The organism is Mycobacterium mantenii, assembly GCF_010731775.1.
Classification (GTDB): domain Bacteria; phylum Actinomycetota; class Actinomycetes; order Mycobacteriales; family Mycobacteriaceae; genus Mycobacterium; species Mycobacterium mantenii.
This window is the reverse complement of record NZ_AP022590.1, coordinates 856,173-882,805: the sequence shown is the minus strand read 5'-3', so window position 1 is coordinate 882,805 and position 26,633 is coordinate 856,173. Positions and strand designations below refer to the sequence as shown.

Here is a 26,633-nt window from a genome sequence, read left to right as displayed (position 1 = left end):
CTCATGAGCACGCCCGAACCGCTCTACATCCTTGGGGCCGGGATGCACCCGTGGGGCAAATGGGGACGCGACTTCACCGAATACGGCGTGGTCGCCGCGCGCGCCGCGCTGGCCGAGGCGGGGCTGGACTGGCAGCAGATCCAGCTGGTCGCCGGCGCCGACACCATCCGCAACGGCTACCCGGGCTTCATCGCGGGGTCCACGTTCGCGCAGAAGCTGGGCTGGAACGGCGTGCCGGTCAGCTCCAGCTACGCCGCGTGTGCCAGCGGTTCGCAGGCGCTGCAGAGCGCCCGCGCCCACATCCTGGCCGGCTTCTGCGACGTCGCACTGGTGATCGGCGCCGACACCACGCCGAAGGGGGCGTTCGCCCCGGTCGGCGGTGAGCGCAAGAACGACCCGGACTGGCAGCGGTTCCACTTGATCGGCGCGATGAACCCGGTGTACTTCGCGCTGCTCGCGCGGCGCCGGATGGACCTGTACGGCGCGACGTCCGAGGACTTCGCTGCGGTGAAGGTGAAGAACTCCCAGCACGGTCTGCAGAATCCGAATGCCCGCTACCGCAAGGAATCTTCGGTCGAGGACGTGTTGGCCAGCCCGGTGGTGTCCGACCCGCTGCGGCAGCTCGACATCTGCGCCACCTCCGACGGCGCCGCGGCGCTGATCGTGGCCAGCGCCGAGTTCGCCCGCAGGCACCTGGGCTCGCTCGAGGGTGTGCCGTCGGTGCGCGCGGTCAGCACGGTCACGCCGCAGTACCCGCAGCACCTGCCCGAATTACCGGACATCGCAACGGATTCCACCGCGGTGGTGCCCGGGCCCGATCGGGTGTTCAAGGATCAGATCCTCGACGCGGCCTACGCCGAGGCGGGCATCGGGCCCGAGGACGTGAGCATGGCCGAGGTCTACGATCTGTCCACCGCGCTGGAGCTCGACTGGTACGAGCACCTGGGGTTGTGCCCCAAAGGTGAAGCCGAGCAGCTGTTGCGCAGCGGTGCGACCGCGATCGGCGGCCGGGTTCCGGTCAACCCGTCGGGCGGTCTGGCGTGCTTCGGTGAGGCGATTCCCGCGCAGGCGATCGCCCAGGTCTGCGAGTTGACCTGGCAGCTACGCGGTCAGGCCACCGGCCGGCAGGTGGAGAACGCGACCGTGGGCGTCACCGCCAACCAGGGCTTGTTCGGCCACGGCTCGTCGGTGATCGTCGCCCGCTAGGGCCTACGGCCTCACGCGATTACGGCCGTCTTGGCCGCCACTGTGACGCCGCGGCTTTGAGTGTGAAGCCACGGCGGCTGTCGTCGGCGTGTCGTCGCACTCAGTTCACACTCAACGCCGCGGGTTCACACTCGACCGGCTCAACGGTCGACGGCTAGGCGTCCTTCTGCGGGTCCAGGGTCTCCAGGACGACTTCGGCCACCCGCTTCATCGTGGTCCTGCGGTCCATCGCGGCCCGTTGAATCCACTTGAAGGCCTCGGGCTCGGTCATCCCCTGTTCGCTTTGCAGCAGGCCTTTCGCGCGCTCGACGAGCTTGCGGGTCTCCAGCCGGTCGGACAACGAGGCCACCTCGCGTTCGAGCTCGGCGATCTCACCGAAGCGGCTGACGGCCAATTCGATGGCCGGAATGAGGTCGCTGATGGTGAACGGCTTCACCAGATAGGCCATCGCCCCGGCGTCGCGCGCCCGCTCCACCAAATCGCGCTGGCTGAACGCGGTCAGCACGACGATCGGGGCGATGCGCTTGCTGGCTATCTCCGAGGCCGCGTCGATGCCGTCGCGGCGCGGCATCTTCACATCCATGATCACCAGATCCGGCTGATGGAGCTCGGCCAGCTCGACGGCTTCCTGTCCGTCGCCGGCCTCCCCGACGATCTCGTACCCCTCCTCTCGGAGCATCTCGGCGAGATCCATGCGGATGAGCGCTTCGTCTTCAGCGATCAGGACCCGGCGCGGCACAGCGGCGTCGGTATCGGTGTCGGTCGTGGGGCCTGTCATGACGCATATTGTGTCGTGAACGCCTCAGACCAGCGACCTCGGGGGCGGTGAGGCAGTTGAGCACTCCTGATCCTCTATGGTGGGAGGCTGCCTCTAAGGTAAGAGGCCGCACGCCCTCGTATCCCAACTGGCAGAGGAAACGGATTCAAAACCCGTCCAGTGTGAGTTCGAATCTCACCGAGGGCACCACGCACCCCTGAAGGTTGGCAAACGCCTGCCCTGTCGGGCCTACGGCGATACGGGACCTGATGCGTGTCACTTCGAAGCCGTGCGCGGTGTCCCGGCCCAGCATCCCGAGCGGCCATGTCGACGCCCCAGACGGACGTGTTTCGGTACCGAAGTTGACACACCAGGGGCACGGACAAACCCAGCGGTCTGCTATTCGCCTAAAACACGTTCTGACGGTATGGATTATCCCCTTTTAATAAACTGCACGCAATTAAGCTGCAACATCGCATTAGCAAAAGCGCAATAGATGCCGATGAATTCATCCAATTTTCCGGCACGCGCGCAGACCGCGACAAAAAAGCAGCCGGCAACGGCGTCCATCAAGTGGGTAAAAGAGCCCGACGCCCCGTCCATACCCCGACCCCGGGTGAACTCTCGAACCGAGCGAGGCCACCGCCCGACAGATGTAGCCGGATCAGTCGCTGAATGATCGGGTGATGCAGACCTGGTCTGACGCAGAGACATTCAGCCCCGTTGCATCGTTGCCGATGGAGTCGCCGGCGACCCGGAGTAGCCAACTCGGCTCGCTACAGGCGGCACTACAGCCGTCCATGAGCACGGCGGCGAGAGCCAGGATTAACGCAAGCAGGAATCTTTTAAGACCCGCCATCAGGCACCCCTTAGTCGAGGCGAACACGTATCCAGCAGCCCCGCCGAACACGTGTTAAATAACCAAATCGAACCATGCGCAAACCCGATTACAACCCGATAACAAAGTTGTTATCAGACTTGCGAACTTACGGAAGCGAAAACGGCAATTTGATGCCGCACTCGACAAAGTTCCCTGCCCAGCGGTTAGGCTTACTCCCGTGGCGGCCAAGAAGTGTGGTGCCCCACCGAGATGGCCAGACGGCTCGTCGAAGCGCCCGGACTGCGTGGCCGCGGCGCGCGCGCAGTCACGCGCCCGCAGTCAGCACTACGCCGACAGCGCGGCGCGCCGGGCCCGGATACTCACCATCGCCGCATGGCTGGCCGTGATGGTGAGCGTGAGCTTTGTCGTCGTGCAGATCGTCAGCGGAACGTGGTTGTGGCAGGTCAGCACGATCAACGTGGTCGGCGCCATGGTCTTCGCCGCGGTTCCCTGGTTGCAGCGATTCGGGGAACTCATTGCTCCGCTCACCTTTTTGGTCGCGGCCTACGTCTCGGTCTTCGCCAGCTGCCTGGACGTGGGTACCGGCGCGGGCGCTCAGTTCTTCTTCCTGGTGGGCGCCTGCATAGTCGTGCTGTTGCTGGGGATCGAACACATCGTGTTGGCATCTGCGCTGGCGGCCGTCGCCGCCGGCCTGATCATCGCCGTTGAGTTCCTGGTCCCCCGCAACACCGGATTGCAGCCCGCCTGGGTCCAGTCGACCGGCTTTGTCGTCACCGCGATCTCCAGCGTCGTGATGGTGGTTGTGACGCTGTGGTTCGCCCTGCGCGACACCGCCCGCGCCGAGGCGGTGATGGAATCCGAGTACCAGCGCTCTGAGGCGCTGCTGGCCAATATGTTGCCGGGCAGCATCGCCGAGCGTCTCAAGAGTGCCGAGCGAAACGTCATCGCCGACAAGTACGACGAGGCCTCCGTCCTGTTCGCCGACATCGTCGGTTTCACCGAACGCGCCAGCAGCACGGCGCCGGCAGACCTGGTGCGGTTCCTGGACCGGCTGTACAGCGCCTTCGACGAGCTGGTGGACAAACACGGCCTGGAGAAGATCAAGGTCAGCGGCGACTCCTACATGGTGGTCAGCGGGGTTCCGCGGGCACGGCCGGATCACGCCTTCGCTCTGGCCGACTTCGCGCTCGACATGTCCAATGTTGCAGCGGCACTTAGTGATCCGCACGGCCACGCCGTCCCGCTGCGGATAGGCATGGCGTGCGGACCTGTCGTCGCCGGCGTCGTGGGTTCGCGCCGCTTCTTCTACGACGTGTGGGGCGACGCCGTCAACGTCGCGTCGCGGATGGAGTCCACCGATTCAGTGGGCCGAATTCAGGTGCCCGAGGCGATGTACGAGCGCCTCAAACACGAATTCGTCCTGCAGGAGCGCGGCCGCATCGAAATAAAGGGCAAGGGCGTGATGCGCACCTGGTATCTCATCGGCCGCAAGGCGGGCGAAGAACCCACCGACCTGCGTTCCGAAGACCCACGCACGGTCCACGTCTGACCAAAGTCCCTGTACCGCGGCCCGCGTTTGTGCCAGACTTCGGCCATGACTATCTCCCCTGGCTCTCCTGGAACCCATCCCCATCCCGTTCCAAGCCTGCTGCCGCATCTGTGGAAATCCGCTCTGCTGTCGGGAATTCTGTCTCTTGCCCTCGGTGTCCTGGTGCTGGCGTGGCCGGGAATTTCCATCCTGGTCGCCGCCGTCGCCTTTGGTGTTTATCTGTTGATAACCGGTGTCGCGCAGGTCATCTTCGCGTTCTCGCTTCATGTCTCGGCGGGCAGCCGGGTCCTGCTGTTCATCAGTGGCGCGGCGTCGTTGATCCTGGCGTTGCTGGCGTTCCGCCATTTCGGTCAGGGATACGCAATCCTGCTGCTGGCCATCTGGATTGGCATCGGGTTCATCTTCCGCGGTGTCGCCACAACGATTTCGGCCGTCAGCGACCCACACCTGCCGGGGCGGGGCTGGAACATCTTCATCGGCGTCATCAGCCTGCTCGCCGGCATCGTCGTCCTGGCGTCACCGTTCCAATCGATCGTCACCCTCGCGATCGTGGTCGGCGCCTGGTTCGTGGTCATCGGGGTGTTCGAGATCATTTCGTCGTTCGGAATCCGCAAGGCGTCCAAAACCCTCACCAGCTGAGGAGGACGCCGGTAGCGCGGGCGCCGACTCATCTACTACACTCTGTCGTAGCCGTTGATCGGGCCTCCGCAGTCTCGGGAGATGACAGATGAATGTCGTCGATATTTCGCGGTGGCAGTTCGGTATCACTACCGTCTACCACTTCATCTTCGTGCCGCTCACGATCGGCTTGGCGCCGCTGCTCGCCATCATGCAAACGGTATGGGTGGCAACCGGTAACACCGCCTGGTACCGGCTGACCAAATTCTTCGGCAAGCTGTTTCTGATCAACTTCGCCATCGGCGTGGCGACCGGGATCGTCCAGGAATTTCAGTTCGGGATGAACTGGAGTGAGTACTCCAAGTTCGTCGGCGACATCTTCGGTGCGCCACTAGCGATGGAGGGGCTGTTCGCCTTCTTCTTCGAATCCACGTTCATCGGCCTGTGGATCTTCGGCTGGAGCCGGCTGCCGAAACTCATCCACCTGGCCTGCATCTGGATCGTGGCGTTCGGCGTCAACGCATCGGCGTTCTTCATCATCGCGGCGAACTCGTTCATGCAGCACCCGGTCGGCGCGCACTACAACCCGGCGACGCGGCGCGCCGAGCTGAACGACATCTTCGCCCTGCTGTCGAATAATACTGCGCAAGCGGCGTTTTCACACACCGTGATGGGAGCGCTGCTGGTTGCGGGCACCTTCGTCGCCGCGGTCAGCGCATGGTGGCTGGTGCGCTCAGGCAAGCCTGGGTCCACCACCCCCGAAGCACAAGCCGATGCCCGCACCATGTTTCGCCCCGCGGCCATCCTCGGATGCGGGGTGGTGCTGATCGCCACGGTCGGCTTGTTCTTCACCGGTGACCGGCAGGGCAAGCTGATGTTCGTCCAGCAGCCGATGAAGATGGCCTCGGCGGAGGCCTTGTGCCACACGCAGACCGACCCCGACTTCTCGGTGCTGACGATCGGCACGCACAACAACTGCGGCAGCGTCGCCGAAGTGATCAAGGTGCATTACGTGCTGCCGTTCCTGGCCGAAGGCAAACTCAGCGGCGTGACGCTGCGCGGGGTGGACGAGCTACAGCAGGAGTACCAGCAGCGCTTCGGAACCGACGACTACCGGCCCAACCTGTTCGTCACCTACTGGTCCTTCCGCGCGATGATCGGATTCCTGGCGATCCCGGTGTTGTTCGCCCTGACCGTGTTGTGGGTGACCCGTCGCGGGCGAACTCCCAAGAGCCGCTGGGTGTCCTGGTTCGCCCTGCTCACCATCCCCACGCCATTTCTGGCCAACATCTCGGGTTGGGTTTTCACCGAGATGGGCCGCCAGCCATGGGTGGTGGCACCCAATCCCAATGGGGACCAATTGATTCGGATGACGGTCCGCGAGGGGGTGTCGCATCACGTGCCCGGCATGGTCATCACGTCCCTGGTGACCTTCACGCTCGTCTACGCGGTGCTCGCGGTCCTCTGGTTCTTCCTGCTCAAGCGCTACGTCGTCGAGGGGCCGCTGGAGCACGACGCGGAACCGGCTCCCCCGCAGGCGCCCAGCGATGACGAGGTGGCACCGCTGTCGTTCGCCTACTAACGGCTAACCGACACCGAAAGGAGTTGACACGGTGGGACTGCAGGAGTTGTGGTTTTGCATCATCGGTGTGCTGTTCCTGGGTTTCTTCATCCTCGAGGGCTTCGACTTCGGTGTGGGCATGTTGATGGAGCCGTTCGCGCGCGTCGGCATCGGTGAGGCCGAACCGTTGCGCCGTACGGCCCTCAACACCATCGGACCGGTCTGGGATGGCAACGAGGTCTGGCTGATCGTCGGCGGCGCAGCCATGTTCGCCGCCTTCCCCGGCTGGTACGCGTCCGTGTTCTCGACGCTGTACCTGCCGCTGCTGGCGATCCTGTTCGGCATGATCGTGCGCGCCGTGGCGATCGAGTGGCGCGGCAAGATCGATGACACGAAATGGCGCGGCTGGGCCGATGTCGGCATCGCGGCGGGGTCGTGGCTGCCGGCCGTCTTGTGGGGTGTCGCGTTCGCGATCCTGGTGCGAGGGCTCCCGGTGGACGCCGACGGCCACATTCACCTGTCGATCACCGATGTGCTCAACGCGTACACGATCTTGGGCGGCCTGGCCACCGCCGGGTTGTTCCTGTTTTACGGAGCGGCGTTCGTCGCGCTGAAGACCTCCGGCGCCATCCGTGACGACGCGTACCGATTCGGGGTTTGGTTGTCGTTACCGGTCACCGGATTGGTTGCCGGCTTTGGACTTTGGACGCAACTGGCTTATGGCAAAGACTGGACATGGCTGGTGCTGGCCGCGGCGGTGCTGGCGCAGCTGGCGGCGGTGCTTCTGGTGTGGCGACGCGGGTCCGACGGCTGGGCGTTCACCTGCGTCGCGCTGGTGGTCGCGGCCGTGGTGATCCTGCTCTTCGGCTCGCTGTATCCCAACCTGGTGCCTTCGACGCTGAACAGGCAATGGAGCCTGACCATCTACAACGTCTCCTCCACCCACTACACCCTCAAGGTGATGACCTGGGTGACGGCGTTCATGGCCCCGCTCACGGTGGTGTACCAAGCCTGGTCGTATTGGATTTTCCGGCAACGGATCTCGGCCGACCGGATACCGGCGCCGATCGGTCTGGCAAGGCGCGCGTCCTGAGCGGTAGGGACCGCACCAGCCGTGCGCCACTGGACCCCAGACTGTGGCGAGTTTCGCCGGCACTGCGCCGCTATCTGGTCGCCGCGGTGGGCTGCGGTGTGCTGATCTCCGGCTGCGCGATCGGCTCGGCGATCGCGTTGGCGGGCATCGTCGCCCGCGTGGTCGGCGATCCGTCGGCCCGGAGTCTGCACGTCTGGCTGAGGCCGTTGTCAATCCTGTTGGCGCTCTGGATCGTCCGCGCGGTGACGCAGTGGCTTCAGGCCCGGCTGGGCCAGCGGGGCGCCAGCGCCGTCATCGCCGACCTGTCGGGTCAGGTGCTGGCGGCAGTGACCGCCAGGCAGCCCGGTGAGCTCGCCGCGCAACGCGACGCCGCCGCCGTCGTGGTCACCCGCGGACTGGACGGCTTGCGCCCCTACTTCACCGGCTACCTGCCGACGTTGCTGCTCGCCGCCGTCCTGACCCCGGCCACGGTCGCCGTGATCGCGGCATACGACGTGAAATCGGTGCTGGTCGTGGCGATCACGCTGCCACTGATACCGATCTTCATGGTGCTGATCGGGCTGGCTACCGCTGACCGATCGGCGGCGGCGCTTTCCGCGATGACGACCCTGCAGGCCCGGTTGCTGGACCTGATCGCCGGCATCCCCACGCTGCGGGCGCTGGGGCGCAGCTCGGGCCCGGAACACCGCATCGCCGAACTGGCTGCCGCGCACCGGCGCTCGACCATGGCGACATTGCGGATCGCGTTCTTGTCGGCGTTGGTGCTGGAATTGCTGGCCACGCTGGGAGTGGCGTTGATCGCCGTCGGGATAGGCCTTCGTCTGGTGTTCGGTGAGATGACTTTGACCGCCGGTTTGACGGTCCTGTTGCTGGCGCCGGACGTGTACTGGCCGCTGCGCCGCGTCGGCGTGGAATTCCATGCCTCTCAGGACGGCAAGACCGCCGCCGATGCGGCGTTCGCCCTGATCGGCGAGCCGACCGCGTCGAAGGCCAAAACCCGGACGGTCACCGCGCGCGGTGCGCGGATGCGCCTTGACCACCTGACCGTGCATGGCCGCGACGGCGAGGCGCCACGTGATCTCAGCGCGGTCATCGTGCCCGGCACGGTGACGGTACTGACAGGGCGTAACGGCGCCGGCAAGAGCACCACCCTGCAGGCGATTGCCGGCATCAGCGTGCCTTCGTCGGGCCGGGTCATCGTGGACGGCGTGGACGTCGCCGACCTGGAGCCGAACGGGTGGTGGGCGCAGCTGTCCTGGCTGCCGCAACGCCCAGTGCTGGTGCCGGGCACCGTCGACGACAACCTGATGCTGTTCGGGAACCTCGACGACGTCGAAAAGGCTTGTGCTGATTCCGGATTCGACGTGGTCTTGACGGGGCTGCCCGGTGGGGGCGCAACCGTGCTGGGGCGCGGCGGTGTCGGGTTGTCGCTGGGACAACGGCAACGGCTGGGCCTCGCCCGAGCGCTCGGCTCGACGGCCGGCGTGCTGTTGCTCGACGAGCCGACCGCACACCTGGACGCGGCCACCGAGCAACGCGTCCTGCGGGCCATCGTCGAGCGAGCCCGGGCCGGTGCGACGGTGATCGTCGTCGGCCACCGTGCGCCGGTCCTGGCCATCGGCGACCAGGTCGTCGAGGTGGTCGCCGAGCGGGGGATGCGGTATGCCCCGGCCTGATCCCGCGGCGATCGCAAGCGCGGCGAAGCCGGGCGCGGCGGGTCGCCGCCACGACCTGCTGCTGGCCGGCGCCGAGCTGCTGCGCCCGCGGTGGCCGCGGGTCCTGGCGGCGATTGCGCTCGGCGTGCTCTCGCTGGGCAGCGCGCTCGCCCTGGCCGGTGTGGCGGCGTGGTTGATCACGCGCGCCTGGCAGATGCCGCCCGTGCTGGACCTGTCGGTCGCGGCGGTCGCGGTCCGGCTGTTCGCGATCTCGCGGGCCGTGCTGCACTACTGCGAGCGACTGGCCACCCACGACACGGCCCTACGCGCGGCCGGCACCGCGCGGGTACAGATCTACCGACGGCTGGCGCGCGGTCCGGCGGCGGCCGCCGTCCGGCTGCACAGCGGTGAACTGGTGGCCCGGGTGGGTGCGGACGTCGACGAACTGGCCAACGTTCTGGTGCGGGCCCTGGTGCCGATCGGCGTCGCGGTGGTGCTGGCCCTGGCGGCGACCGCGGTCGTCGCCGCCATTTCACCGTCGGCGGCCGTGGTGCTGGCCATCTGCCTGCTGATCGCCGGCTTTGTCGCTCCCCGGCTTGCGGGCCGGGCCGCCGCGAACCAGGAAAACCTTGCGCGCCAGCATCATTCCGAACGCGACACGTCGGCGATGTTCGCTCTCGAACATGCCCCCGAACTCCGGGTCGCGGGCCTGCTCCCCAATATCATCGCGGAATCACAACGCCGTCAACGCGTTTGGGGCGACGCTCTGGATGCCGCCGCCAGACCGGCGGCCATTGCCGAGGCGATGCCCACCGCGGCGATCGGGGCCAGCGTGCTGGGCGCGGTGATGTCCGGGATCGGGTTGGCGCACGCGGTCGCGCCCACCACGCTGGCCGTGCTCATGCTGCTGCCACTGTCCGCCTTCGAGGCGATGACGCCGTTGCCGGCGGCCGCCGTCCAGTTGACGCGGTCACGGATCGCCGCGCGTCGATTGCTCGAACTGACCCCGCCCGAACCCGAACGGGCACCGACGAACGCGCCCGCACCGGCAGGCACCGGCAGGTTGTCCGCCGACGTCCGTTGCGGCCACGACGACGCGGCACCCTCAACCCCGATTGTGATGGACCTGCCGCCGGGCGCTCGACTGGCCATCACCGGCGCCAGCGGTTCGGGGAAGACGACCCTGCTGATGACGCTCGCCGGCCTGCTGCCGCCCCTGGGCGGGCGGATCACGCTGAACGGCAGCGCCCTGCACGAGTTCGATGAGGGCGATTTGCGCAGGGCTATCGGGTTTTTCGCCGAGGACGCACACATCTTTGCCACCACCGTCCGGGACAACCTGCTGGTCGCACGCGGGGATTGCTCAGACAACGAACTGACGACCGCACTGGACGCGGTCGGCCTGGGTGCGTGGCTCGCCGGTCTGCCCGACGGTTTGTCCACGGTGCTCACCGGTGGCGCGCAAGCCCTTTCGGCCGGCCAACGCAGAAGACTGTTGCTGGCCCGGGCGGTGATATCGCCCGCCCGGATCGTGCTGCTCGACGAGCCCACCGAACACCTCGACGTCAGCGACGCCGAAGCGGTCCTGCCGGATCTGCTGGCCCCGGATTCGCGGTTGATGTCCCCGGAGCGGACGGTGGTGGTGGCGACACACCACCTACCCGAGGGGATTGATGTTCGGGAACTGAAGATCGAGGAGAGTCGACAGGCTGCTGCGCACTCAGAGGTGCCGCCGGCGTGGCATGAACTCCAGCGACAACAGCACGAACAATAGCGGGACGATCTGAGTCATGGAGATCAGCGCGTAGCGCCGGGCGTCAAGGGCATGCCACTTACGCACGTACCGATACAACGACTCCAGGGCGATCAACGGGTCCAGAACGTGGGTCAACCCGTAGAAGATGCGCTGCATCCAACCGCGGTTCTTATCGTCGAAAATCTCGGGGAACGCGGCGAACGCCAGCGATACCCGCTGCGCCCCAACCTCTTTGCCGGCCATGATCATGTCGACGCTGAGCCGCTCATCGAGCCCGTTGGGAGCACCGCGCCGGCGCCATGGCACGTCGAGGGTGATGTCGCTACCGCCGCCCGCGGTGGCGTAGCGGTGAAACGCTTGGACCTTGCCCGTCGCATCCCTGGCGATGATGAGCTGTATTCCGGGGAATCGGCCTTCCAGAACGCCGTCGAGGTTCATGTGGAATCCGCGATCGGCGTCGGCCCCCTTGGATGACTCCCGCACCACCTCGGTCAGCTCGGCCAGCAGCTTGTCGTCGAGCTCCTGCTCGGACACGATTTCGGTTGTCACACCACAGTTGTGGGTGCGCTTCACCGCCTGACGCAGGTTACGGAACTTGCGGCCGACCATGTCGAAGCTGGACACGTCGACGACCACATCGCGGCCAATCGGTATGGGCCGCAACGATTGTCCCAACACGGTCGAGTCGTTCCACAGGTTGAGCCGGCGCTCGCCGCACCCCACCACGGCGATGCGCCATCCGTGCGCGTGGCAGGTGGCGGCGAAATCGGCGACCAGTTCTGGGAAATGCGCCTCATCCCCGATCGGGTCGCCGCTGACCACGGCGATTCCCATCCGCGTCCGGTAGGCCAGAGCCGCGGTTCCATCGGCGGTGAAGTGATAGCTCTTGCCGGTCTGCATGGCGAACGGCGCCAGCGCGTCGCCACCGGTTGCGTTGACCAGTTTCCACACGCGCGGCAGGTCGCCGGGCCGAGGATACGAGGTCGTCGGCCACATCAATGCCATGCCCGAACTGGCGATCACCAGGTCACCGAGCAGATCGAAGGACAACACATGCAGTCCCAATCCCGCCAGCACGAACAAGGCGGCGGCCACCGCGTGCATCGTCGTCACCGGGCGGCCCAGGAAAATGCCGCGGGCTATCCACGCCACCGCCACCAGAACCGTCAGCGACCAGGCCAACCGATCGGTGTAGTCCCAGTCCGGATGCCTGTGGTGCCGAGCGAGAATTTCGATGAACCAGCAAGCCGCAACGAACACCGCCAATGCGCCGAGCAGGCGGACCGCCAGTGAATCCACCGACACGACAACGCGTTCGCGCGCGCGGGGTCTTGCTACTGTGACGTCCACCACTGGCCCGTTCACATTCACCTCCCGATGCGCTGACAACAGCTTGGCGACTTTCACCACCGCCTCCGCACCGATTACCCGGCTACGTCAAAGTTACGCCCGATCGCGGCCGCACAGGACCCGAATGCGGGGGGATTATTCGCGGCTATCGGGTAACGATTTAGCGGCTCGAAGATGGGAAATACTTCAGGACGCCCTCTTGGACCACGGTGGCCAGCGGCTGCCCGGACCGGTCGAAGAAATGCCCGGTACCCAGCCCTCGCGAATCCGCCGCCACCGGCGACGATGTGGAGTACAACACCCAGTCGTTGAAGTTGACCTGCCGGTGAAACCAAATGGAATGATTCGCTGAAGCGGCGAATATGCGGTCGAATCCCCAGGAAAGACCGTGCGTCGTGATAACCGAGTCCAATACCGTCGTATCCGACGAATAGACCATTGTTGCCGTGTGCAACATCGGGTCGTCGGGCACTTCTCCCAGCGCCTTCACCCAGACCCGATTGTGCGGAAGCCGGTCGCCTTTCGTGCGCATCACCCACGCCGGATCGTTGGTGTAGCGCCATTCGATGGGCTGCAGGGCCTTGACGAAGTGAGGGACGGTCTCCTCGTAGCCGCGCAGCAGTTCGCCGATCGTGGGCTGGGTGTGCGGCTCGGCCACCTCCGGGGGCGCGATGCCGTGTTCCAGGCCGCGGCCACCTGCCATATAGGAGACCAGCGCCGAGCACAGCAGCGTGCCGTCCTGCATCGCATCCACCCGCCGATTGGCAAACCGGCGCTCGTCACGCAACCGCGTCACGCGGAACTCGATGTCCCTTGCGGTGTCTCCCCCGTTGATGAAGTGCACCGACAGCGCACTCGGCGGCAGGTCCTCGCGCAGGAGGCTGCGACTGCTCGCGACGAACGCCTGCGACATGAGCTGGCCACCGAAGGTTCGCATCGGGTTCTTGCTGGGATGCGACCCGATGAACAGGTCGTCGTCGACGCGATCGAGGTCGAGCGTCGCCAGCAGCTCCGCGAAATCGGGATGGGACTGTGGCGCGGCCGCTGCTACCGCATTCGGCTCTTCAGACTCACAGCCGGCCGGCACACGCTCTCCTCTAGTTAGACGTCGTCCTCCCCGATCCGGTGCACATGGATGAGGTTTGTTGACCCTACTGTGCCAGGTGGCGCGCCGGCGACGATGACCACCAGGTCGCCACGCCGGTAGCGGCCGAGTTCCAGTAGCGACTTGTCGACCTGGCGGATCATGCCGTCGGTAGAGGTCATCATCGGGACGATGAACGTTTCGGTGCCCCAGGTCATGGCCAACTGGCTACGCACCTCGGGCCAGGCGGTGAAGGCCAGCAGCGGCAGCGGAGTGTGCAGGCGGGCGAGGCGCTTGACCGTGTCGCCGGACTGGGTGAAAGCGACCAGCGCCTTGGCATCGAGCCGTTCGCCGATGTCGCGGGCCGCATACGAGATCACCCCGCGTTTGGTGCGGGGCACATGCGTCAGCGGCGGCGCGGCCGTGGAATTGTCCTCGACCGCGCAGATGATGCGGGACATGGTCCGAACGGCCGCCAGCGGATACTTCCCCACCGAGGTCTCCCCGGACAGCATCACCGCGTCGGCGCCGTCGAGGACCGCGTTCGCGACGTCGGAGGCCTCGGCCCGGGTCGGCCGTGAGCTCTCGATCATCGAATCGAGCATCTGGGTCGCCACGATCACCGGTTTCGCGTTCTCCCGGGCCATCTGGATGGCCCGCTTCTGCACCAGCGGGACCTCTTCCAGGGGTAGCTCGACGCCCAGGTCGCCCCGGGCCACCATGATCGCGTCGAAGGCCAGCACTATGGCTTCCAGATTGTCGACGGCCTCCGGCTTTTCCAGCTTCGCAATCACTGGCACGCGCCGCCCCACCCGGTCCATCACCTCGTGCACCAACTCGACGTCGGAGGGCGAACGCACGAAGGAGAGCGCGATCAGGTCGACGCCGAGTTCCAGCGCGAAGGTGAGATCCTCGACGTCCTTCTCCGACAAGGCCGGTGCGGACACGTTCATGCCGGGCAGCGAAATGCCCTTGTTGTTGCTCACCGGGCCGCCCTCGACGACCGTGCAGATGACGTCGTCACCCTCGATGCCGTCGATGGTCAGGCCGACCTTGCCGTCGTCGACCAGAATCCGGTCACCAACGGTGGCGTCCTCGGCCAGGTTTTTGTAGGTGGTCGACACCCGGTCGTGGTCGCCGTCGCAGTCGGCGACGGTGATCCGTACCGTTTCACCGTCGGCCCAGTAGGTGGGCCCGGTGGCGAAACGCCCCAGCCGGATCTTGGGGCCCTGCAAGTCGGCCAGCACGCCGACGGCACGGCCGGTGGCGTCGGACGCGGACCGGACGCGCTCGTACGCGGCTTTGTGGTCGGCGTAGTCGCCGTGGCTGAAGTTCAGCCGGGCAACGTCCATTCCGGCTTCAACCAGGGCCAGGATCGACTCATACGAATTTGTCGCAGGGCCAAGGGTGCAGACGATCTTTCCGCGTCTACTCACGCCGACCCAGCATAGTCGTGTGTAACCCCCACGGCCCGCACTTGCCGCCGCCGCGCGGTGTGCTCTTACCCACCAAGAACGGTGGGAAACAAGGGGAAGGCGGGCAGGTTACGCACGACGGTCCACGCGATCGTGGCGACCACGACCGTCAGCAACGCCGATCTGGACAGCAATACCTTGCCGCGGGCGCGGCGCAGCAGCACCCACGCTGCCAGCAGCGGGATTCCCACCAGCAGGAAAACGTTGTCGTGGATGGCCGCCGTCAGGCCGCCGTGCAACAGGTCATGCGTCATCCGCAATCCACCGCAAAACGGGCAATTCCAGCCCGTGAGCCACTTGAATGGGCACAGCGGATAGATCGAACTCGGGCTGTGCGGATCGGCCAGCGCTACGTAGCCGAGCGCGCCACCCAGCATCACGCCGGTACCGGCCGCGATGTAGAGGCGATGACGCCGCGTGCCGTGCGGATGAGACCGTCCCGGAACGTGCGCGGATGGATGAGGTTGCATCACCTGGTGGCTGACCTCGCGTTGGTCACGCTTTTCAGCATGCCAGATCCAGTGCGGCCCGCCCCGTGAAATCGGAGTAGCTCGGCGACTAGCGGCCCGACAGCCGGTTCCTCAGTCGCGAGCCCCATCGCCGACGGGTTTCCGGCTGAGCCGGAGTCGTCTTTGCGGTCTCTTCCGCGGAATTTGCGGGTTCGGGTTCAGCGGGCGCCTCCGAGTCCGCGTCGGACGTGTCGGCTGTTTCGGCGACGGGCTCGTCGTCCAAATCCTCGGTGGCTGGTTCGTCTTCCGCTTCGGCTTCGGGCTCTTCGGCTTCGGGCTCTTCCGCTTCAGGCTCTTCGGCTTCGGGCTCTTCGGCTTCGGGCTCTTCCGCTTCGGGCTCTTCGGCTTCGGGCTCTTCGGCTTCGGGCTCTTCGGCTTCGGGCTCTTCGGCTTCCGCGTCGAGGGCGGTAGTTTCGCCAGATTCCGCGGTCTCCGCCGAGCCGGCCGGGGCATCGGCCGCGGCGACGGCTGCAGCGCCCGCCGCAGTTGTCGCCGCGGTGACCGTCGCGGGCTCCTCGTCCGACTCGGCTTCGGCCGCTTCCTCTTCGAGGTTGCCGCGCAGGCTCTCGGGATCTTCGCGTCCCTTTGGCGCCGCCATGAGATACACCACGGCCCCGATGAACACGAATGTGGAGGTGAACGAGTTGATCCGGATGCCGGCGATGTGGGTGGCGGTGTCGTCGCGCAGCAACTCGACACAGAATCGTCCAACGCAGTAACCCGCCACGTATAGCGCGAACAGCCGCCCGTGGCCGAGTGTGAAGCGCCGGTCCGCGTAGATCAACACGACGAAAATCAGGACGTTCCAGAGCAATTCGTAGAGAAACGTCGGCTGCACAACGAATGCGATCTGTCCCGTCGAGACGCCGTCCAGCGAATGGGGGTCGATGTATCCCGAGGGGTCGCGACGGTAGAAGATCTCCAGACCCCACGGCAGGGTGGTTTCACGGCCGTAGAGCTCCTGGTTGAAATAGTTACCGAACCGGCCGATGGCCTGCGCCAGAATGATTCCCGGGGCCAGCGCATCGGCGAAGGCTGGCAGTGGAATCCCGCGCCGGCGGCAGCCGATCCATGCGCCGACGGCGCCGAGAGCCACCGCGCCCCAAATGCCCAAGCCGCCGTCCCAGATCCGCACGGCCGCCCCGAGTCCCGCGCCGCCGGGACCCCAATAGGTTCGCCAGTCGGTGGCCAGGTGGTAGAGCCGACCACCAATCAATCCGAAAGGCACGGTCCACAGCGCGATGTCGTAGATCACGCCGCGTTCGCCGCCGCGCGCCTCCCAGCGCCGGTCACCGATCAGCAGCGCGGCCACGATGCCGGCGATGATGAACAGCGCGTAGGCCCGAATGGGCAGCGGCCCGAGGTGCCACACACCCTGCGGTGGGCTCGGGAAATAGGCCAGGAGTTTCGTCATGAGGCATCCGGCCTCTCACGAACACCGGCGGCGAGTTCCTCAGTCAGTGCATGCAATGCAGTCAACCCCCCGTCCCCCAGTGCCGACACCAGCGCGGACCCCACAATGACCCCGTCGGCGTAGCTGCCGATCTGGGCGGCCTGCTCCCGTGACCGCACCCCCAGGCCGACCCCGACGGGTATGTCCGATAACTCTTTGACCCTGCTCACCAACTCGGGCGCGGCGTTGGACACCACGTCACGTGCCCCCGTGACGCCCATCGTCGAAGCCGCATAGACGAATCCGCGCGACGCCTCGACCGTCATCGCCAACCGTTGCGGTGTCGACGACGGCGCCACCAGGAATATCCGGTCCAACCGGTGCTCGTCGGATGCCGCCAGCCACTGCCCGGCTTCGTCAGGGATGAGATCGGGCGTGATCAGGCCGTACCCGCCCGCCGCTGCCAGATCCCGAGCGAACGCGTCAACCCCGTAGCGCAACACGGGGTTCCAGTAGGTCATCACCACGGCGCGTCCACCGGCCGCGCTGATCGCCTCGACCGCGGCGAGGGTGTCGCGGACGCGTACTCCTCCGCGCAACGCGAGCTCGGTGGCCTTGGCGATGGTCGGGCCGTCCATGCCCGGATCCGAATAGGGGACTCCGACTTCGATGATGTCGCAACCCGATTCGACCAGTGCGATCATTGCGTTCACGGACGTCGACACGTCGGGGTAACCGGTGGGCAGGTAGCCGATCAGCGCCGCGCGATTGTCGTTGCGGCAGCCGGCGAAGACCGACTCGAGCCTGCTCGCCTCGCTCTGTTTCACTGTCATCGATCGCTTGACCCCAGCAGCCCGAACCACTTCGCGGCCGTCTCGACGTCCTTGTCGCCGCGCCCGGACAGGTTCACCACGATGATCGCTCCCCGCCCCAATTCGGGGCCCAACTTCAGTGCGCCGGCCACGGCGTGCGCGGATTCGATGGCCGGAATGATCCCTTCCGTGCGGCACAGGATGCGGAACGCGTCCATCGCCTCCGAGTCGGTGATCGGACGGTACTCGGCACGCCCGGTCTCGCGCAGATACGCATGTTCTGGACCCACCCCCGGATAATCCAGACCCGCTGAGATGGAATGGGATTCGATGGTCTGCCCGTCCTCGTCCTGCAGCAGGTAGGAGAACGATCCCTGAAACGCTCCGGGCGATCCACCGCTGAAAGTCGCGGCGTGCCTTCCGGTTTCGACGCCATCGCCGGCGGCCTCGAATCCGACCAGCCGTACGTTTGGATCGTCGATGAACGGGTGAAAGATGCCGATGGCGTTGGACCCACCGCCGATACAGGCCACCACGGCGTCGGGCAACCGGCCCGCCTGGGCCTGGATCTGGACGCGCGCCTCGAGGCCGATGATCCGCTGAAAATCGCGCACCATGGCCGGGAAGGGATGCGGGCCGGCCGCGGTGCCGAAACAGTAGAACGTGTTGTCGGCGTTGGTAACCCAATCCCGAAACGCCTCATTGATAGCGTCTTTGAGCGTCCTGGAACCGCTCTCGACCGAGACGACCGTCGCTCCCAGCAACCGCATCCGGGCCACGTTGAGCGCCTGGCGCTCGGTGTCCACGGCGCCCATGTAGATCACGCACTCCAGGCCGAGCAAGGCACACGCGGTGGCGGTCGCCACGCCGTGCTGACCGGCCCCGGTCTCGGCGATCACTCGCTTCTTGCCCATGCGCTGGGCCAGCAATGCCTGACCGAGCACGTTGTTGATCTTGTGGGAACCGGTGTGGTTCAGGTCTTCTCGCTTGAGGAAGATCCGCGCGCCCGCCTGTTCGGACAGGCGGGGCGCCTCGTACAGGGGCGAGGGACGGCCGGCGTAGTGCGCTTGCAGGTAATCCAGGGTGTCCAGGAAATCCTGGTTGACGCGTTCCTTCTCATAGGCGGCGGTGACCTCTTCGATCACGGCCATCAACGCCTCGGCGACGTAGCGGCCGCCGTACACGCCGAAATGGCCACCGGCGTCGGGTTCGTGACGGGTGGGTTCGGCGATGGCTGCGCTCGGCAGCGGAAAGTCCGGGCGGGACAGGTCCACCATCACCAGGGCTCTACGCGCGGATGGCTCATCTGGTTCAACGTTTCAGCGCAGGGGCTTTTCAGCGGCGTAGTGACTAGCGAGCCGGTTTCGGACAGGACGGATGGGTGCCCGCGGTCACCAGGTCGGCAACCGCGGCGCGCGGGTCACCGCTTTTGACCAGACCCTCGCCGACCAGGACGGCGTCGGCACCCGCACCGGCGTACGCCAGCAGGTCCCCGGTGCCCCGCACACCGGATTCGGCGATCCTGATCACCTTGCTGGGCAGCCCGGGAGCGATGCGCGCGAAGCAATCCCGGTCCACCTCGAGCGTCGCCAGATCGCGGGCGTTGACGCCGATTACGTTGGCCCCGGCCTTGAGCGCCCGGTCGGCCTCTTCCTCGGTGTGCACCTCGACGAGCGCCGTCATGCCCAGCGATTCGGTGCGGTCCAGCATCGAGACCAGCGCCGACTGCTCCAGCGCGGCGACGATGAGCAGCAGCATGTCGGCGCCGTGCGCACGCGCTTCGTGGATCTGATAGGGCTGCACGACAAAGTCTTTGCGCAGAATCGGTATCGAGACCGCCGCGCGGACCGCGTCGAGGTCGTCCAGCGAGCCGTGGAAGCGTCGCTCCTCGGTCAACACGCTGATGATGCGGGCACCGCCGTCTTCGTAGGCGCGGGCCAGCTTGGCCGGATCGGCAATGGTCGCCAGGGAACCCGCCGACGGGCTGGCACGCTTGACTTCGGCGATGACGCCGATTCCGGGCTCGCGCAGGGCGGCCATCACGTCGCGTGGCGGTGGCGCGGCCGCCGCGGCGGCCTTGATCTCGGACAGACTGATGAGCGCTTCGCGCGCGGCGACGTCGGCCCGAACTCCCTCGAGGATGGAGTCAAGCACGGTTGCCGGACTCATGCCTGTCGTTTCCCTTCGCCCTGTCGCCCGCTGTCATGCCACGGCCACTTTGTCGTTCCACGGCCGATTGCGACGACGTGAATGAAGGGTAGCGGCCCATGGCTTGCGGCCCATCACCGACCCTCGGTGTCAGACTCACCTGCCCGATCGGTCGGGTCGCGTCCCTCGTCAAGCGCGTCCCAGATCATCCGCTCCGACATTCCCGGCGTCTCCGGCTCCTCCAGCATCGCCTCGTCGGCGCCTTTGCGTCGCGAAATGGACCGGCGCGTCGCCGGTGTCGTGTACTTTGTCGCGCTCGAGCGGGCCGCTGCCGAATCCGACGCGGATCGCATGAGTAGGACGGCGGCGACCAGCGTGCACGCCGCGGCGGCCACCGTCACGCCCGCGCCCCAATACCGGCGCTCGCTTCCGACCAGCGACATCACCGAGACGTGCGCCAGCTCGGCACCGCGGACCGCGACATCGGGCAGCGCCCACAGGCTGACCCCGAGGTAGCCCACCGCCAGGCTGACCACCGCAAGCAGGCCCGCCAGCGCGCGCAGCAGCCAGCCACGCACAGCGATGGCGGCGACGGCCGCGGCCAACAGGAGCAACGCCAGCGGCAGCAGCGCCGTCGACCACGTCGCGCCGGCCAGGGTCACCTGCTTGGGCGGCCCCAGCCCGTCGAACGACCGGATGACGACCCACGGCAGGCGCGAGGCCACCCACAACGTCCCCGCGGCAACCACCAAGACCGCCTGAGCGATCCGGATCAGCCACCGGCTGTTCGGCCGGCCGGTATCCGCGCCGGCCTCACTCATCGGTCGCGGGTTCGGTCAGCGTCTCGGCGGCGGCGATCGCGTTGAGCACCGCGCGGGCCTTGTTGGCCGCCTCGGTGTACTCGTAGGGACCGTTGGAGTCCGCCACGACCCCACCACCGGATTGCACGTAGGCGGTGCCGTTGCGCATCAGGGCGGTGCGGATGGCGATCGCGAAGTCGGCGTTGCCGGCGAAGTCCAGGTAGCCGACCACACCGCCGTACAGGCCGCGGCGCGTCTTCTCCACCTCTTCGATGAGCTCCATGGCCCGGACCTTCGGTGCACCCGACAGGGTGCCGGCCGGGAAACAGGCCGTCACCGCATCCAGCGCGGTCCGGCCCTCGTCGAGCGTGCCGGTCACCGTGGACACCAGGTGCATGACGTGGCTATAGCGTTCGATGTGGCTGTAGTCCTCGACGCGCACGGTGCCCGGCGCGCAGACCCGGCCCAGGTCGTTGCGGCCCAGATCGACCAGCATCAGGTGCTCGGCGCGTTCCTTCTCGTCGGCCAGCAACTCCTTTTCCAGCAACTGGTCCTCTTCGTCGGTGTCGCCCCGCCACCGGGTCCCGGCGATCGGATGGGTGGTCGCGACGCCGTCGGCAACGGTGACCAACGCCTCGGGACTGGATCCGACAATCGAAAAATCAGTTCCCCCAGTGCTATTGGGTACATGCAACAGGTACATGTAGGGGCTCGGGTTGGTGACCCGCAACATCCGGTAGACGTCGATCGGATCGACCGCGGTATCCATTTCGAAGCGTTGCGAGGGCACCACCTGGAAGGCTTCGCCCGCGGCGATCTGCTCGACGAGGTAGTCGACGATCTTTCCGTATTCCTCGACGCTGCGCTGCGCGCGGTAGCGCGGCTCGGGCCGCTCGAATGTGGCGACCGTGGACGACAACGGCTGACCCAGCGCAGCGGTCATCACGTCGAGCCGGGCGATCGCGTCGTCGTAGGCCTCATCGACCCGCTCGTCGGTCCCGTTCCAGTTCACGGCGTTGGCGATCAGCGTGATCGTGCCCTCGTGGTGATCGACCGCGGCCACATCGGTGGCCAGCAGCAGCAGCATGTCGGGCAGCCTGAGGTCGTCGACGGCCAGCTCGGGCAGCCGTTCCAGGCGCCGCACCATGTCGTAGGCGAAGAAACCGACCATGCCGCCCGACAGCGGCGGCAGCCCCTCGAGCGGACCGGTGGCCAGCAACTCCACCGTGGCCCGCAGGGCCCGAAGCGGGTCACCCCCGGTCGGTGCGTCCTGTGGCACCACACCCAGCCAGACGGCTTCACCGTCGCGCACGGTCAGCGCCGACGGCGCCCCCGCGCCGATGAACGACCACCGCGACCAGGAACGGCCGTGCTCGGCCGACTCCAGCAGAAACGTGCCGGGGCGGTCGGCGGCGAGTTTGCGGTAGGCCGACAGCGGCGTCTCACTGTCGGCCAACACCTTGCGGGTCACCGGAACCACCCGGTGCTCGGCTGCCAGCTGGCGGAAGTCCTCTCGTGAGGTCGTCGCGGCGAGGTGGGCGTGCACCGAACCATCCTCCCAGATGGGGGTCGCGGGTTCGCGGGCGTAACGCCCTGGCGGGTATCGAGGCGGTTTCCCGCCAGGGCGTTACGCTCGCGACATGAAACCTGGTGACACCGTCGCGGACTTCGAGTTGCCCGATCAGAGCGGGGCGCTGCGCAAGCTCAGCGAACTGCTTTCCAGCGGACCCGTCGTGCTGTTCTTCTACCCGGCCGCGATGACACCCGGCTGCACCAAGGAGGCGTGTCACTTCCGCGACCTGGCCGCCGAATTCGCCGCGGTCGGGGCCAACCGGGTCGGGATCAGCGCCGACGCCGTGTCCAAACAGGCCAAGTTCGCCGACATGCAGAAGTTCGACTACCCCCTGTTGTCGGACACCGACGGCGCCGTGGCCACCCAGTTCGGCGTCAAGCGCGGCCTGCTGGGCAAGCTGATGCCGGTTAAGCGCACGACGTTCGTCATCGACACCGACCGCACGGTGCTCGAGGTGATCTCCAGCGAGTTCAACATGGACAGCCACGCCGACAAGGCGCTGGCAACGCTGCGCGCCCGGGCGTGACCGTCAGGGGCTGATCGCCAGGAACACGTAGGCGGCCAGCATCACCAGGTGCACCTCACCCTGCAGGCGGGTGGCCCGGCCGGGAACCACCGTCAGCACACTGATCACGACGGTCAGGGCGAGCAACACCAGTTGGATGGCGCCGAGGCCGAGCACCAGCGGCCCTTTGAGCCAGATCGACGCCAGCGCGATCGCCGGGATGGTGAGGCCGATGCTGGCCATCGCCGAGCCGTACGCCAGGTTCAGGCTGATCTGGATGCGGCCCTGCCGCGCCGCGCGGACCGCCGCGATCGTCTCGGGCAGCAGCACCAGCGCCGCGATGATCACGCCGACGAACGACTGCGGGAAGCCGACCGCGGTCACCGCCTCCTCGACGGCCGGTGACTCCTCCTCAGCCAGGCCCACCACGGCCACCAGGGCGCCGATCATCAGCCCCAGGCTGGTCAGCGCCGCGCGGGTGGTCGGCGGTTCGGCATGGCTTTCGTCCGCGAAGAGGCCCTTCTGGCCTTTCTGCGCGACCGGCAGGAAGAAGTCGCGGTGCCGCACCGTCTGCGTGAACACGAACACCAGATAGAGCAGCAGCGAGGCGACCGCGGCGAAGGTGAGCTGCCCGGGTGAGAACTCCTTGCCGACGGTCGTGGTGGTGAACGCGGGCAACACCAAGCTCAGCGTCGCCAGGGTGGTCACGGTGGCAAGCGCGGCGCCGCTGCCTTCGGCGTTGAACAACGTCACGCCGTAGCGCCGGGAACCGAGCAGCAGCGACAATCCGGCGATTCCGTTGGTGGTGATCATCAGCGCGGCGAACGCCGTGTCCCTGGCCAGGGTCGCCGTCTCGTTACCCCCGGATGCCATCAGCTCGACGATCAGGGCCACTTCGATGACGGTCACCGCCGCCGCGAGCACCAACGACCCGAATGGCTCGCCGACCCGGGCCGCGACCACCTCCGCGTGGTGCACCGCGGCGACCACCGCACCGATGAGGAACAGCGCCGTCAGACCCACCAGCACGGGACCGAGCCGCTCGCCCCAGATCAATGCCAGCACGACGACGGAGAGCACCGGCACAACGACGTTCCAGGACAACCATTTCGACATTGACTGCCATTCTTGTCGAAGTCGTGCGCGTTCGCGTACGGAACGTGATCGCGGACACGACCGGCCGCGTGCCGCCGGCTCGCGCGCCGGCCGCGTTGGCGGGCTAGTGCGGCAGGTCAGCGCTCCGGTGGCAGCAACAGATCGGCGTCGAAGCAGCTGTGGTCGCCGGTGTGGCAGGCCCCACCGACCTGGTCGACCGTCAGCAGCACGGTATCGCCATCGCAGTCCAGTCGCACCGAGTGGACGTACTGGGTGTGACCGGACGTAGCCCCCTTGATCCACTGCTGGCCACGTGACCGCGAAAAGTAAGTCGCCTCACGGGTTTCCAGCGTTCGGGCCAGCGCCGCGTCGTCCATCCAGGCGACCATCAGCACGTCACCGGTGCCGCGCTCCTGCACGACGGCGGCGAACAGGCCGTCGGCGTTGCGCTTCAGCCGCGCGGCGATCTTGGGGTCGAGCGTCATCGCACGGTGATCCCTTCCGCGGCCATGGCGGCCTTCACCTGCCCGATGGTCAACTCCCGAAAGTGGAACACGCTGGCCGCCAGCACGGCATCGGCGCCCGCCGCGATCGCGGGCGCGAAGTGTTCGGCCGCACCGGCTCCGCCGCTGGCGATGACCGGCACCGTGACCGCCGAGCGCACCGCCTGCAGCATCTCCAAGTCGAATCCGGCCTTGGTGCCGTCGGCGTCCATCGAGTTCAGCAGGATCTCGCCCACCCCCAAATCGGCTCCGCGCGACGCCCATTCGACCGCGTCAAGCCCGGTGCCGCGGCGCCCGCCATGGGTGGTGACCTCCCAGCCCGACGCTGTGGGCACCGCGCCCGGGGGCACCGTGCGGGCATCGACGGACAGCACGATGCACTGGGAACCGAACTGCCGCGCCATCTCGGCCAGCAGCTCGGGCCGGGCGATCGCGGCGGTGTTGATGGAGACCTTGTCGGCGCCCGCCCGCAGCAATACGTCGACGTCGGCCACGGTGCGCACCCCGCCGCCGACGGTCAGCGGGATGAAGACCTGCTCCGCCGTGCGGCGCACCACATCGAGCATGGTGGTCCGCCCCGACGATGACGCGGTCACGTCGAGAAAGGTGAGCTCGTCCGCACCCTCGGCGTCATAGGCGGCCGCAAGTTCCACGGGATCGCCTGCGTCCCGAAGGTTTTCGAAATTGACTCCCTTGACCACCCGGCCGTTGTCGACGTCCAGGCACGGGATCACGCGCACGGCCAGGCCGCTGGGATTCGGGGCCATCTCAGTAGTCCTCCGGTCGGCCTGTGCTGCGCAGGATTTCGAGGATCTCGGCGTGTGCGGCGGGACCGGCCGCCAGCGCGGAATCCGACGCCGGAGTCCACGGCTCACCGGCCAGGTCGGTCACCACGCCGCCGGCAGCCTGGACCAGCGCGACGCCGGCGGCGTGGTCCCACACGTGACCGCCGAAACTTATTGCCGCACCGAGTATTCCGTCGGCGACGAATGCGAGGTCGAGCCCGGTGGAGCCGTGGATGCGCAATCGCGACGAGACCCGGCTGAGGTTCTCCAGCACCGCCATCCGGTAGCGTCCCGGGAACCGGCCCCGCGCGTCCGCGCTGAACGATCCGGCGCCGACGAGAGCGTCGGCCAGGTCGACCGAGGTCAGCGGGGGCTGCGGCACCCCGTTCTTACGCAACGGCCCCCCCGCCACCGCCGTGTAGCGCTGGTCGATGAACGGCAGCCAGGTCAGTCCGGCCACCGGGTCACCATGGTGCAACAGACCCAGCAGGATGCCGGCCATCGGCGACCCGGCCGCGTAGTTGAACGTGCCGTCGACCGGATCGAGCACCCACACCCAGGGCGAGTCGACCGCCGAACCGCCGAATTCCTCACCGTGCACCCCGATCCCGGTCGCCTCGACGAGCGCGGCGACCACCTGCCGCTCGATCGCGAGGTCCACGTCGGTGGCAAAGTCGTTGCCCTTCTTGCGGACCGCGGAATCGGCGCGGTGACCGGCAAGAAAGGGCTCGGCCGCGTCGTCGAGGATCGCCGACGCCTGCGCCACCAGCGTGTGCACGTCCATGCGGTGCTACTCCGCCACCGCGGCCAGCGCCTGCGGCAAGGTGAATCGCCCCGCGTAGAGGGCCTTGCCCACGATGGCGCCCTCGACCCCGCGGCCGGTGAGGGTGGCGATGGCGCGCAGGTCGTCGAGGCTGGACACGCCGCCGGAAGCGATCACCGGGGCGTTGGTGCGGTCGGCGACCGATGCCAGCAGGTCCAGGTTGGGACCGCCCAGCGTGCCGTCCTTGGTCACGTCGGTCACCACGAACCGCGAACACCCTTGCCCGTCAAGGCGTTCCAGTACCTCCCACAGGTCGCCGCCGTCGGTCTCCCAGCCCCGCCCGCGCAGCCGATGCGCACCGTCGACGATCTGCACGTCCAGACCCACGGCGACCTTGTCGCCGTGCTCGCCGATCGCCCGGGCGCACCACTGCGGGTTCTCGAGGGCCGCCGTGCCCAGGTTCACCCGGGCGCAGCCGGTGGCCAGGGCGGCGGCCAGCGAATCGTCGTCGCGGATCCCGCCGGACAGCTCCACCTGCACATCGAGCTTGCCGACTACCTCGGCCAGCAGTTCGCGGTTGGAGCCGCGCCCGAATGCCGCGTCCAGGTCGACCAGATGGATCCATTCGGCGCCGTCGCGCTGCCAGGTCAGCGCGGCGTCCAGCGCCGAGCCGTATTCGGTTTCACTGCCCGCCTTGCCCTGCACCAGGCGCACGGCGCGCCCGTCGACCACGTCGACCGCGGGCAACAAGATCAACACATTTCCTCCTGTGTGCCGGGGCTGCAACGGGTTACGTGCACTC

Annotated in this window: 23 protein-coding genes, 1 tRNA gene and 1 pseudogene; 9 read left to right on the top strand and 16 right to left on the bottom strand. The window is 67.1% G+C overall.

The window, feature by feature from the left end; translation table 11 throughout:
- Positions 1-3: 3 nt before the first annotated feature.
- Positions 4-1,206: a lipid-transfer protein gene (locus tag G6N50_RS04235; RefSeq protein ID WP_083094085.1), complete on the top strand. Its 1,203-nt coding sequence runs from the start codon at positions 4-6 to the stop codon at positions 1,204-1,206.
- A gap of 154 nt (positions 1,207-1,360) precedes the next feature.
- Here the strand turns inward: G6N50_RS04235 and G6N50_RS04230 are convergent, their stop codons facing one another.
- Entirely contained in the window at positions 1,361-1,984 is a 624-nt protein-coding gene (locus tag G6N50_RS04230) for an ANTAR domain-containing response regulator (RefSeq protein WP_083094086.1), read from the bottom strand.
- Positions 1,985-2,096: 112 nt separating this feature from the next.
- Between G6N50_RS04230 and G6N50_RS04225 the strand changes: the two genes are divergently transcribed.
- From G6N50_RS04225 to cydC, 7 genes and pseudogenes are all read left to right on the top strand, one after another.
- Positions 2,097-2,173, top strand: a tRNA-Leu gene (locus G6N50_RS04225).
- An 848-nt stretch (positions 2,174-3,021) separates the two neighbouring features.
- On the top strand, positions 3,022-4,353 hold the full coding sequence (locus tag G6N50_RS04220; RefSeq protein WP_083094088.1) for an adenylate/guanylate cyclase domain-containing protein: 1,332 nt from the start codon (positions 3,022-3,024) through the stop codon (positions 4,351-4,353).
- A 45-nt stretch (positions 4,354-4,398) separates the two neighbouring features.
- Positions 4,399-4,992: an HdeD family acid-resistance protein gene (locus tag G6N50_RS04215; RefSeq protein WP_142275476.1), complete on the top strand. Its 594-nt coding sequence runs from the start codon at positions 4,399-4,401 to the stop codon at positions 4,990-4,992.
- Between the two features lie 88 nt (positions 4,993-5,080).
- Positions 5,081-6,553: a cytochrome ubiquinol oxidase subunit I gene (locus G6N50_RS04210; RefSeq protein WP_083094089.1), complete on the top strand. Its 1,473-nt coding sequence runs from the start codon at positions 5,081-5,083 to the stop codon at positions 6,551-6,553.
- Positions 6,554-6,584: 31 nt separating this feature from the next.
- Positions 6,585-7,625 carry a cytochrome d ubiquinol oxidase subunit II gene (cydB, locus tag G6N50_RS04205; protein WP_083094090.1) on the top strand — a complete coding sequence of 347 codons (1,041 nt, stop codon included), beginning with the start codon at positions 6,585-6,587 and terminating at the stop codon, positions 7,623-7,625.
- A 62-nt stretch (positions 7,626-7,687) separates the two neighbouring features.
- Positions 7,688-9,301 carry a thiol reductant ABC exporter subunit CydD gene (cydD, locus tag G6N50_RS04200; protein WP_083094170.1) on the top strand — a complete coding sequence of 538 codons (1,614 nt, stop codon included), beginning with the start codon at positions 7,688-7,690 and terminating at the stop codon, positions 9,299-9,301.
- A pseudogene (gene cydC, locus G6N50_RS04195) lies at positions 9,288-11,067 on the top strand (thiol reductant ABC exporter subunit CydC). Before cydD ends, cydC begins: the two are co-directional and overlap by 14 nt.
- On the opposite strand, the gene G6N50_RS30000 reads toward cydC, so the two are convergent.
- The 10 genes from G6N50_RS30000 to G6N50_RS04145 all read right to left on the bottom strand — a co-directional run bounded on the left by G6N50_RS30000 (position 11,001) and on the right by G6N50_RS04145 (position 22,153).
- Positions 11,001-12,401 (bottom strand): bifunctional lysylphosphatidylglycerol flippase/synthetase MprF, encoded by a 1,401-nt coding sequence (locus G6N50_RS30000; RefSeq protein ID WP_083094171.1) that lies wholly within the window; start codon positions 12,399-12,401, stop codon positions 11,001-11,003. The pseudogene cydC and the gene G6N50_RS30000 sit on opposite strands and share 67 nt — an antisense overlap.
- 145 nt (positions 12,402-12,546) lie before the next feature.
- Entirely contained in the window at positions 12,547-13,395 is an 849-nt protein-coding gene (locus G6N50_RS04185; protein WP_142275478.1) for an acyl-CoA thioesterase II, read from the bottom strand.
- A 92-nt stretch (positions 13,396-13,487) separates the two neighbouring features.
- Positions 13,488-14,906 carry a pyruvate kinase gene (gene pyk / locus G6N50_RS04180; protein WP_083094093.1) on the bottom strand — a complete coding sequence of 473 codons (1,419 nt, stop codon included), beginning with the start codon at positions 14,904-14,906 and terminating at the stop codon, positions 13,488-13,490.
- Positions 14,907-14,971: 65 nt separating this feature from the next.
- On the bottom strand, positions 14,972-15,325 hold the full coding sequence (locus G6N50_RS04175) for a DUF2752 domain-containing protein (RefSeq protein WP_372509988.1): 354 nt from the start codon (positions 15,323-15,325) through the stop codon (positions 14,972-14,974).
- 178 nt (positions 15,326-15,503) lie between these two features.
- A complete protein-coding gene (locus G6N50_RS04170; RefSeq protein WP_163650810.1) occupies positions 15,504-16,868 on the bottom strand; it encodes a prolipoprotein diacylglyceryl transferase in 1,365 nt (454 codons plus the stop codon).
- Positions 16,865-17,680, bottom strand: a complete 816-nt coding sequence (gene trpA, locus G6N50_RS04165) for a tryptophan synthase subunit alpha (protein ID WP_083094096.1) — start codon at positions 17,678-17,680, stop codon at positions 16,865-16,867. Before trpA ends, G6N50_RS04170 begins: the two co-directional genes overlap by 4 nt.
- Positions 17,677-18,939, bottom strand: coding sequence for a tryptophan synthase subunit beta (trpB, locus tag G6N50_RS04160; protein WP_179970091.1), 1,263 nt, complete (start codon positions 18,937-18,939; stop codon positions 17,677-17,679). Before trpB ends, trpA begins: the two co-directional genes overlap by 4 nt.
- Before the next feature lie 70 nt (positions 18,940-19,009).
- Positions 19,010-19,828: an indole-3-glycerol phosphate synthase TrpC gene (gene trpC / locus G6N50_RS04155; protein ID WP_067828672.1), complete on the bottom strand. Its 819-nt coding sequence runs from the start codon at positions 19,826-19,828 to the stop codon at positions 19,010-19,012.
- A 113-nt stretch (positions 19,829-19,941) separates the two neighbouring features.
- Positions 19,942-20,628 carry a TIGR02234 family membrane protein gene (locus tag G6N50_RS04150; protein WP_083094098.1) on the bottom strand — a complete coding sequence of 229 codons (687 nt, stop codon included), beginning with the start codon at positions 20,626-20,628 and terminating at the stop codon, positions 19,942-19,944.
- A complete protein-coding gene (locus tag G6N50_RS04145) occupies positions 20,621-22,153 on the bottom strand; it encodes an anthranilate synthase component I (RefSeq protein ID WP_083094099.1) in 1,533 nt (510 codons plus the stop codon). Before G6N50_RS04145 ends, G6N50_RS04150 begins: the two co-directional genes overlap by 8 nt.
- 94 nt (positions 22,154-22,247) lie before the next feature.
- Here G6N50_RS04145 and G6N50_RS04140 point away from each other — a divergent pair, with 94 nt between their 5' ends.
- On the top strand, positions 22,248-22,706 hold the full coding sequence (locus G6N50_RS04140) for a peroxiredoxin (protein WP_083094100.1): 459 nt from the start codon (positions 22,248-22,250) through the stop codon (positions 22,704-22,706).
- A 3-nt stretch (positions 22,707-22,709) separates the two neighbouring features.
- Here G6N50_RS04140 and G6N50_RS04135 read toward each other — a convergent pair whose 3' ends face one another.
- The 5 genes from G6N50_RS04135 to priA all read right to left on the bottom strand — a co-directional run bounded on the left by G6N50_RS04135 (position 22,710) and on the right by priA (position 26,590).
- A complete protein-coding gene (locus tag G6N50_RS04135; protein WP_083094101.1) occupies positions 22,710-23,801 on the bottom strand; it encodes a calcium:proton antiporter in 1,092 nt (363 codons plus the stop codon).
- A gap of 116 nt (positions 23,802-23,917) precedes the next feature.
- Positions 23,918-24,265: a phosphoribosyl-AMP cyclohydrolase gene (hisI, locus tag G6N50_RS04130; protein WP_083094102.1), complete on the bottom strand. Its 348-nt coding sequence runs from the start codon at positions 24,263-24,265 to the stop codon at positions 23,918-23,920.
- Positions 24,262-25,050, bottom strand: a complete 789-nt coding sequence (hisF, locus tag G6N50_RS04125; protein WP_083094103.1) for an imidazole glycerol phosphate synthase subunit HisF — start codon at positions 25,048-25,050, stop codon at positions 24,262-24,264. Before hisF ends, hisI begins: the two co-directional genes overlap by 4 nt.
- A gap of 1 nt (position 25,051) precedes the next feature.
- A complete protein-coding gene (locus G6N50_RS04120; RefSeq protein ID WP_083094104.1) occupies positions 25,052-25,852 on the bottom strand; it encodes an inositol monophosphatase family protein in 801 nt (266 codons plus the stop codon).
- Between the two features lie 6 nt (positions 25,853-25,858).
- Complete coding sequence (gene priA / locus G6N50_RS04115; protein WP_083094105.1) at positions 25,859-26,590, bottom strand: bifunctional 1-(5-phosphoribosyl)-5-((5-phosphoribosylamino)methylideneamino)imidazole-4-carboxamide isomerase/phosphoribosylanthranilate isomerase PriA; 732 nt, start codon at positions 26,588-26,590, stop codon at positions 25,859-25,861.
- Positions 26,591-26,633 lie beyond the last annotated feature (43 nt).

Bases quoted from the DNA above. Each gene is read 5' to 3' on its own strand.
- G6N50_RS04140 (WP_083094100.1), top strand. From the start codon at position 22,248: ATGAAACCTGGTGACACCGTCGCGGACTTCGAGTTGCCCGATCAGAGC.
- G6N50_RS04120 (WP_083094104.1), bottom strand. From the start codon at position 25,852: ATGGACGTGCACACGCTGGTGGCGCAGGCGTCGGCGATCCTCGACGAC.
- hisF (WP_083094103.1), bottom strand. From the start codon at position 25,050: ATGGCCCCGAATCCCAGCGGCCTGGCCGTGCGCGTGATCCCGTGCCTG.
- G6N50_RS04135 (WP_083094101.1), bottom strand. From the start codon at position 23,801: ATGTCGAAATGGTTGTCCTGGAACGTCGTTGTGCCGGTGCTCTCCGTC.
- trpA (WP_083094096.1), bottom strand. From the start codon at position 17,680: ATGACAGTGAAACAGAGCGAGGCGAGCAGGCTCGAGTCGGTCTTCGCC.
- G6N50_RS04235 (WP_083094085.1), top strand. From the start codon at position 4: ATGAGCACGCCCGAACCGCTCTACATCCTTGGGGCCGGGATGCACCCG.
- G6N50_RS04150 (WP_083094098.1), bottom strand. From the start codon at position 20,628: ATGAGTGAGGCCGGCGCGGATACCGGCCGGCCGAACAGCCGGTGGCTG.
- G6N50_RS04215 (WP_142275476.1), top strand. From the start codon at position 4,399: ATGACTATCTCCCCTGGCTCTCCTGGAACCCATCCCCATCCCGTTCCA.
- G6N50_RS04230 (WP_083094086.1), bottom strand. From the start codon at position 1,984: ATGACAGGCCCCACGACCGACACCGATACCGACGCCGCTGTGCCGCGC.
- G6N50_RS04170 (WP_163650810.1), bottom strand. From the start codon at position 16,868: ATGACGAAACTCCTGGCCTATTTCCCGAGCCCACCGCAGGGTGTGTGG.
- trpC (WP_067828672.1), bottom strand. From the start codon at position 19,828: ATGAGTCCGGCAACCGTGCTTGACTCCATCCTCGAGGGAGTTCGGGCC.
- hisI (WP_083094102.1), bottom strand. From the start codon at position 24,265: ATGACGCTCGACCCCAAGATCGCCGCGCGGCTGAAGCGCAACGCCGAC.
- G6N50_RS04210 (WP_083094089.1), top strand. From the start codon at position 5,081: ATGAATGTCGTCGATATTTCGCGGTGGCAGTTCGGTATCACTACCGTC.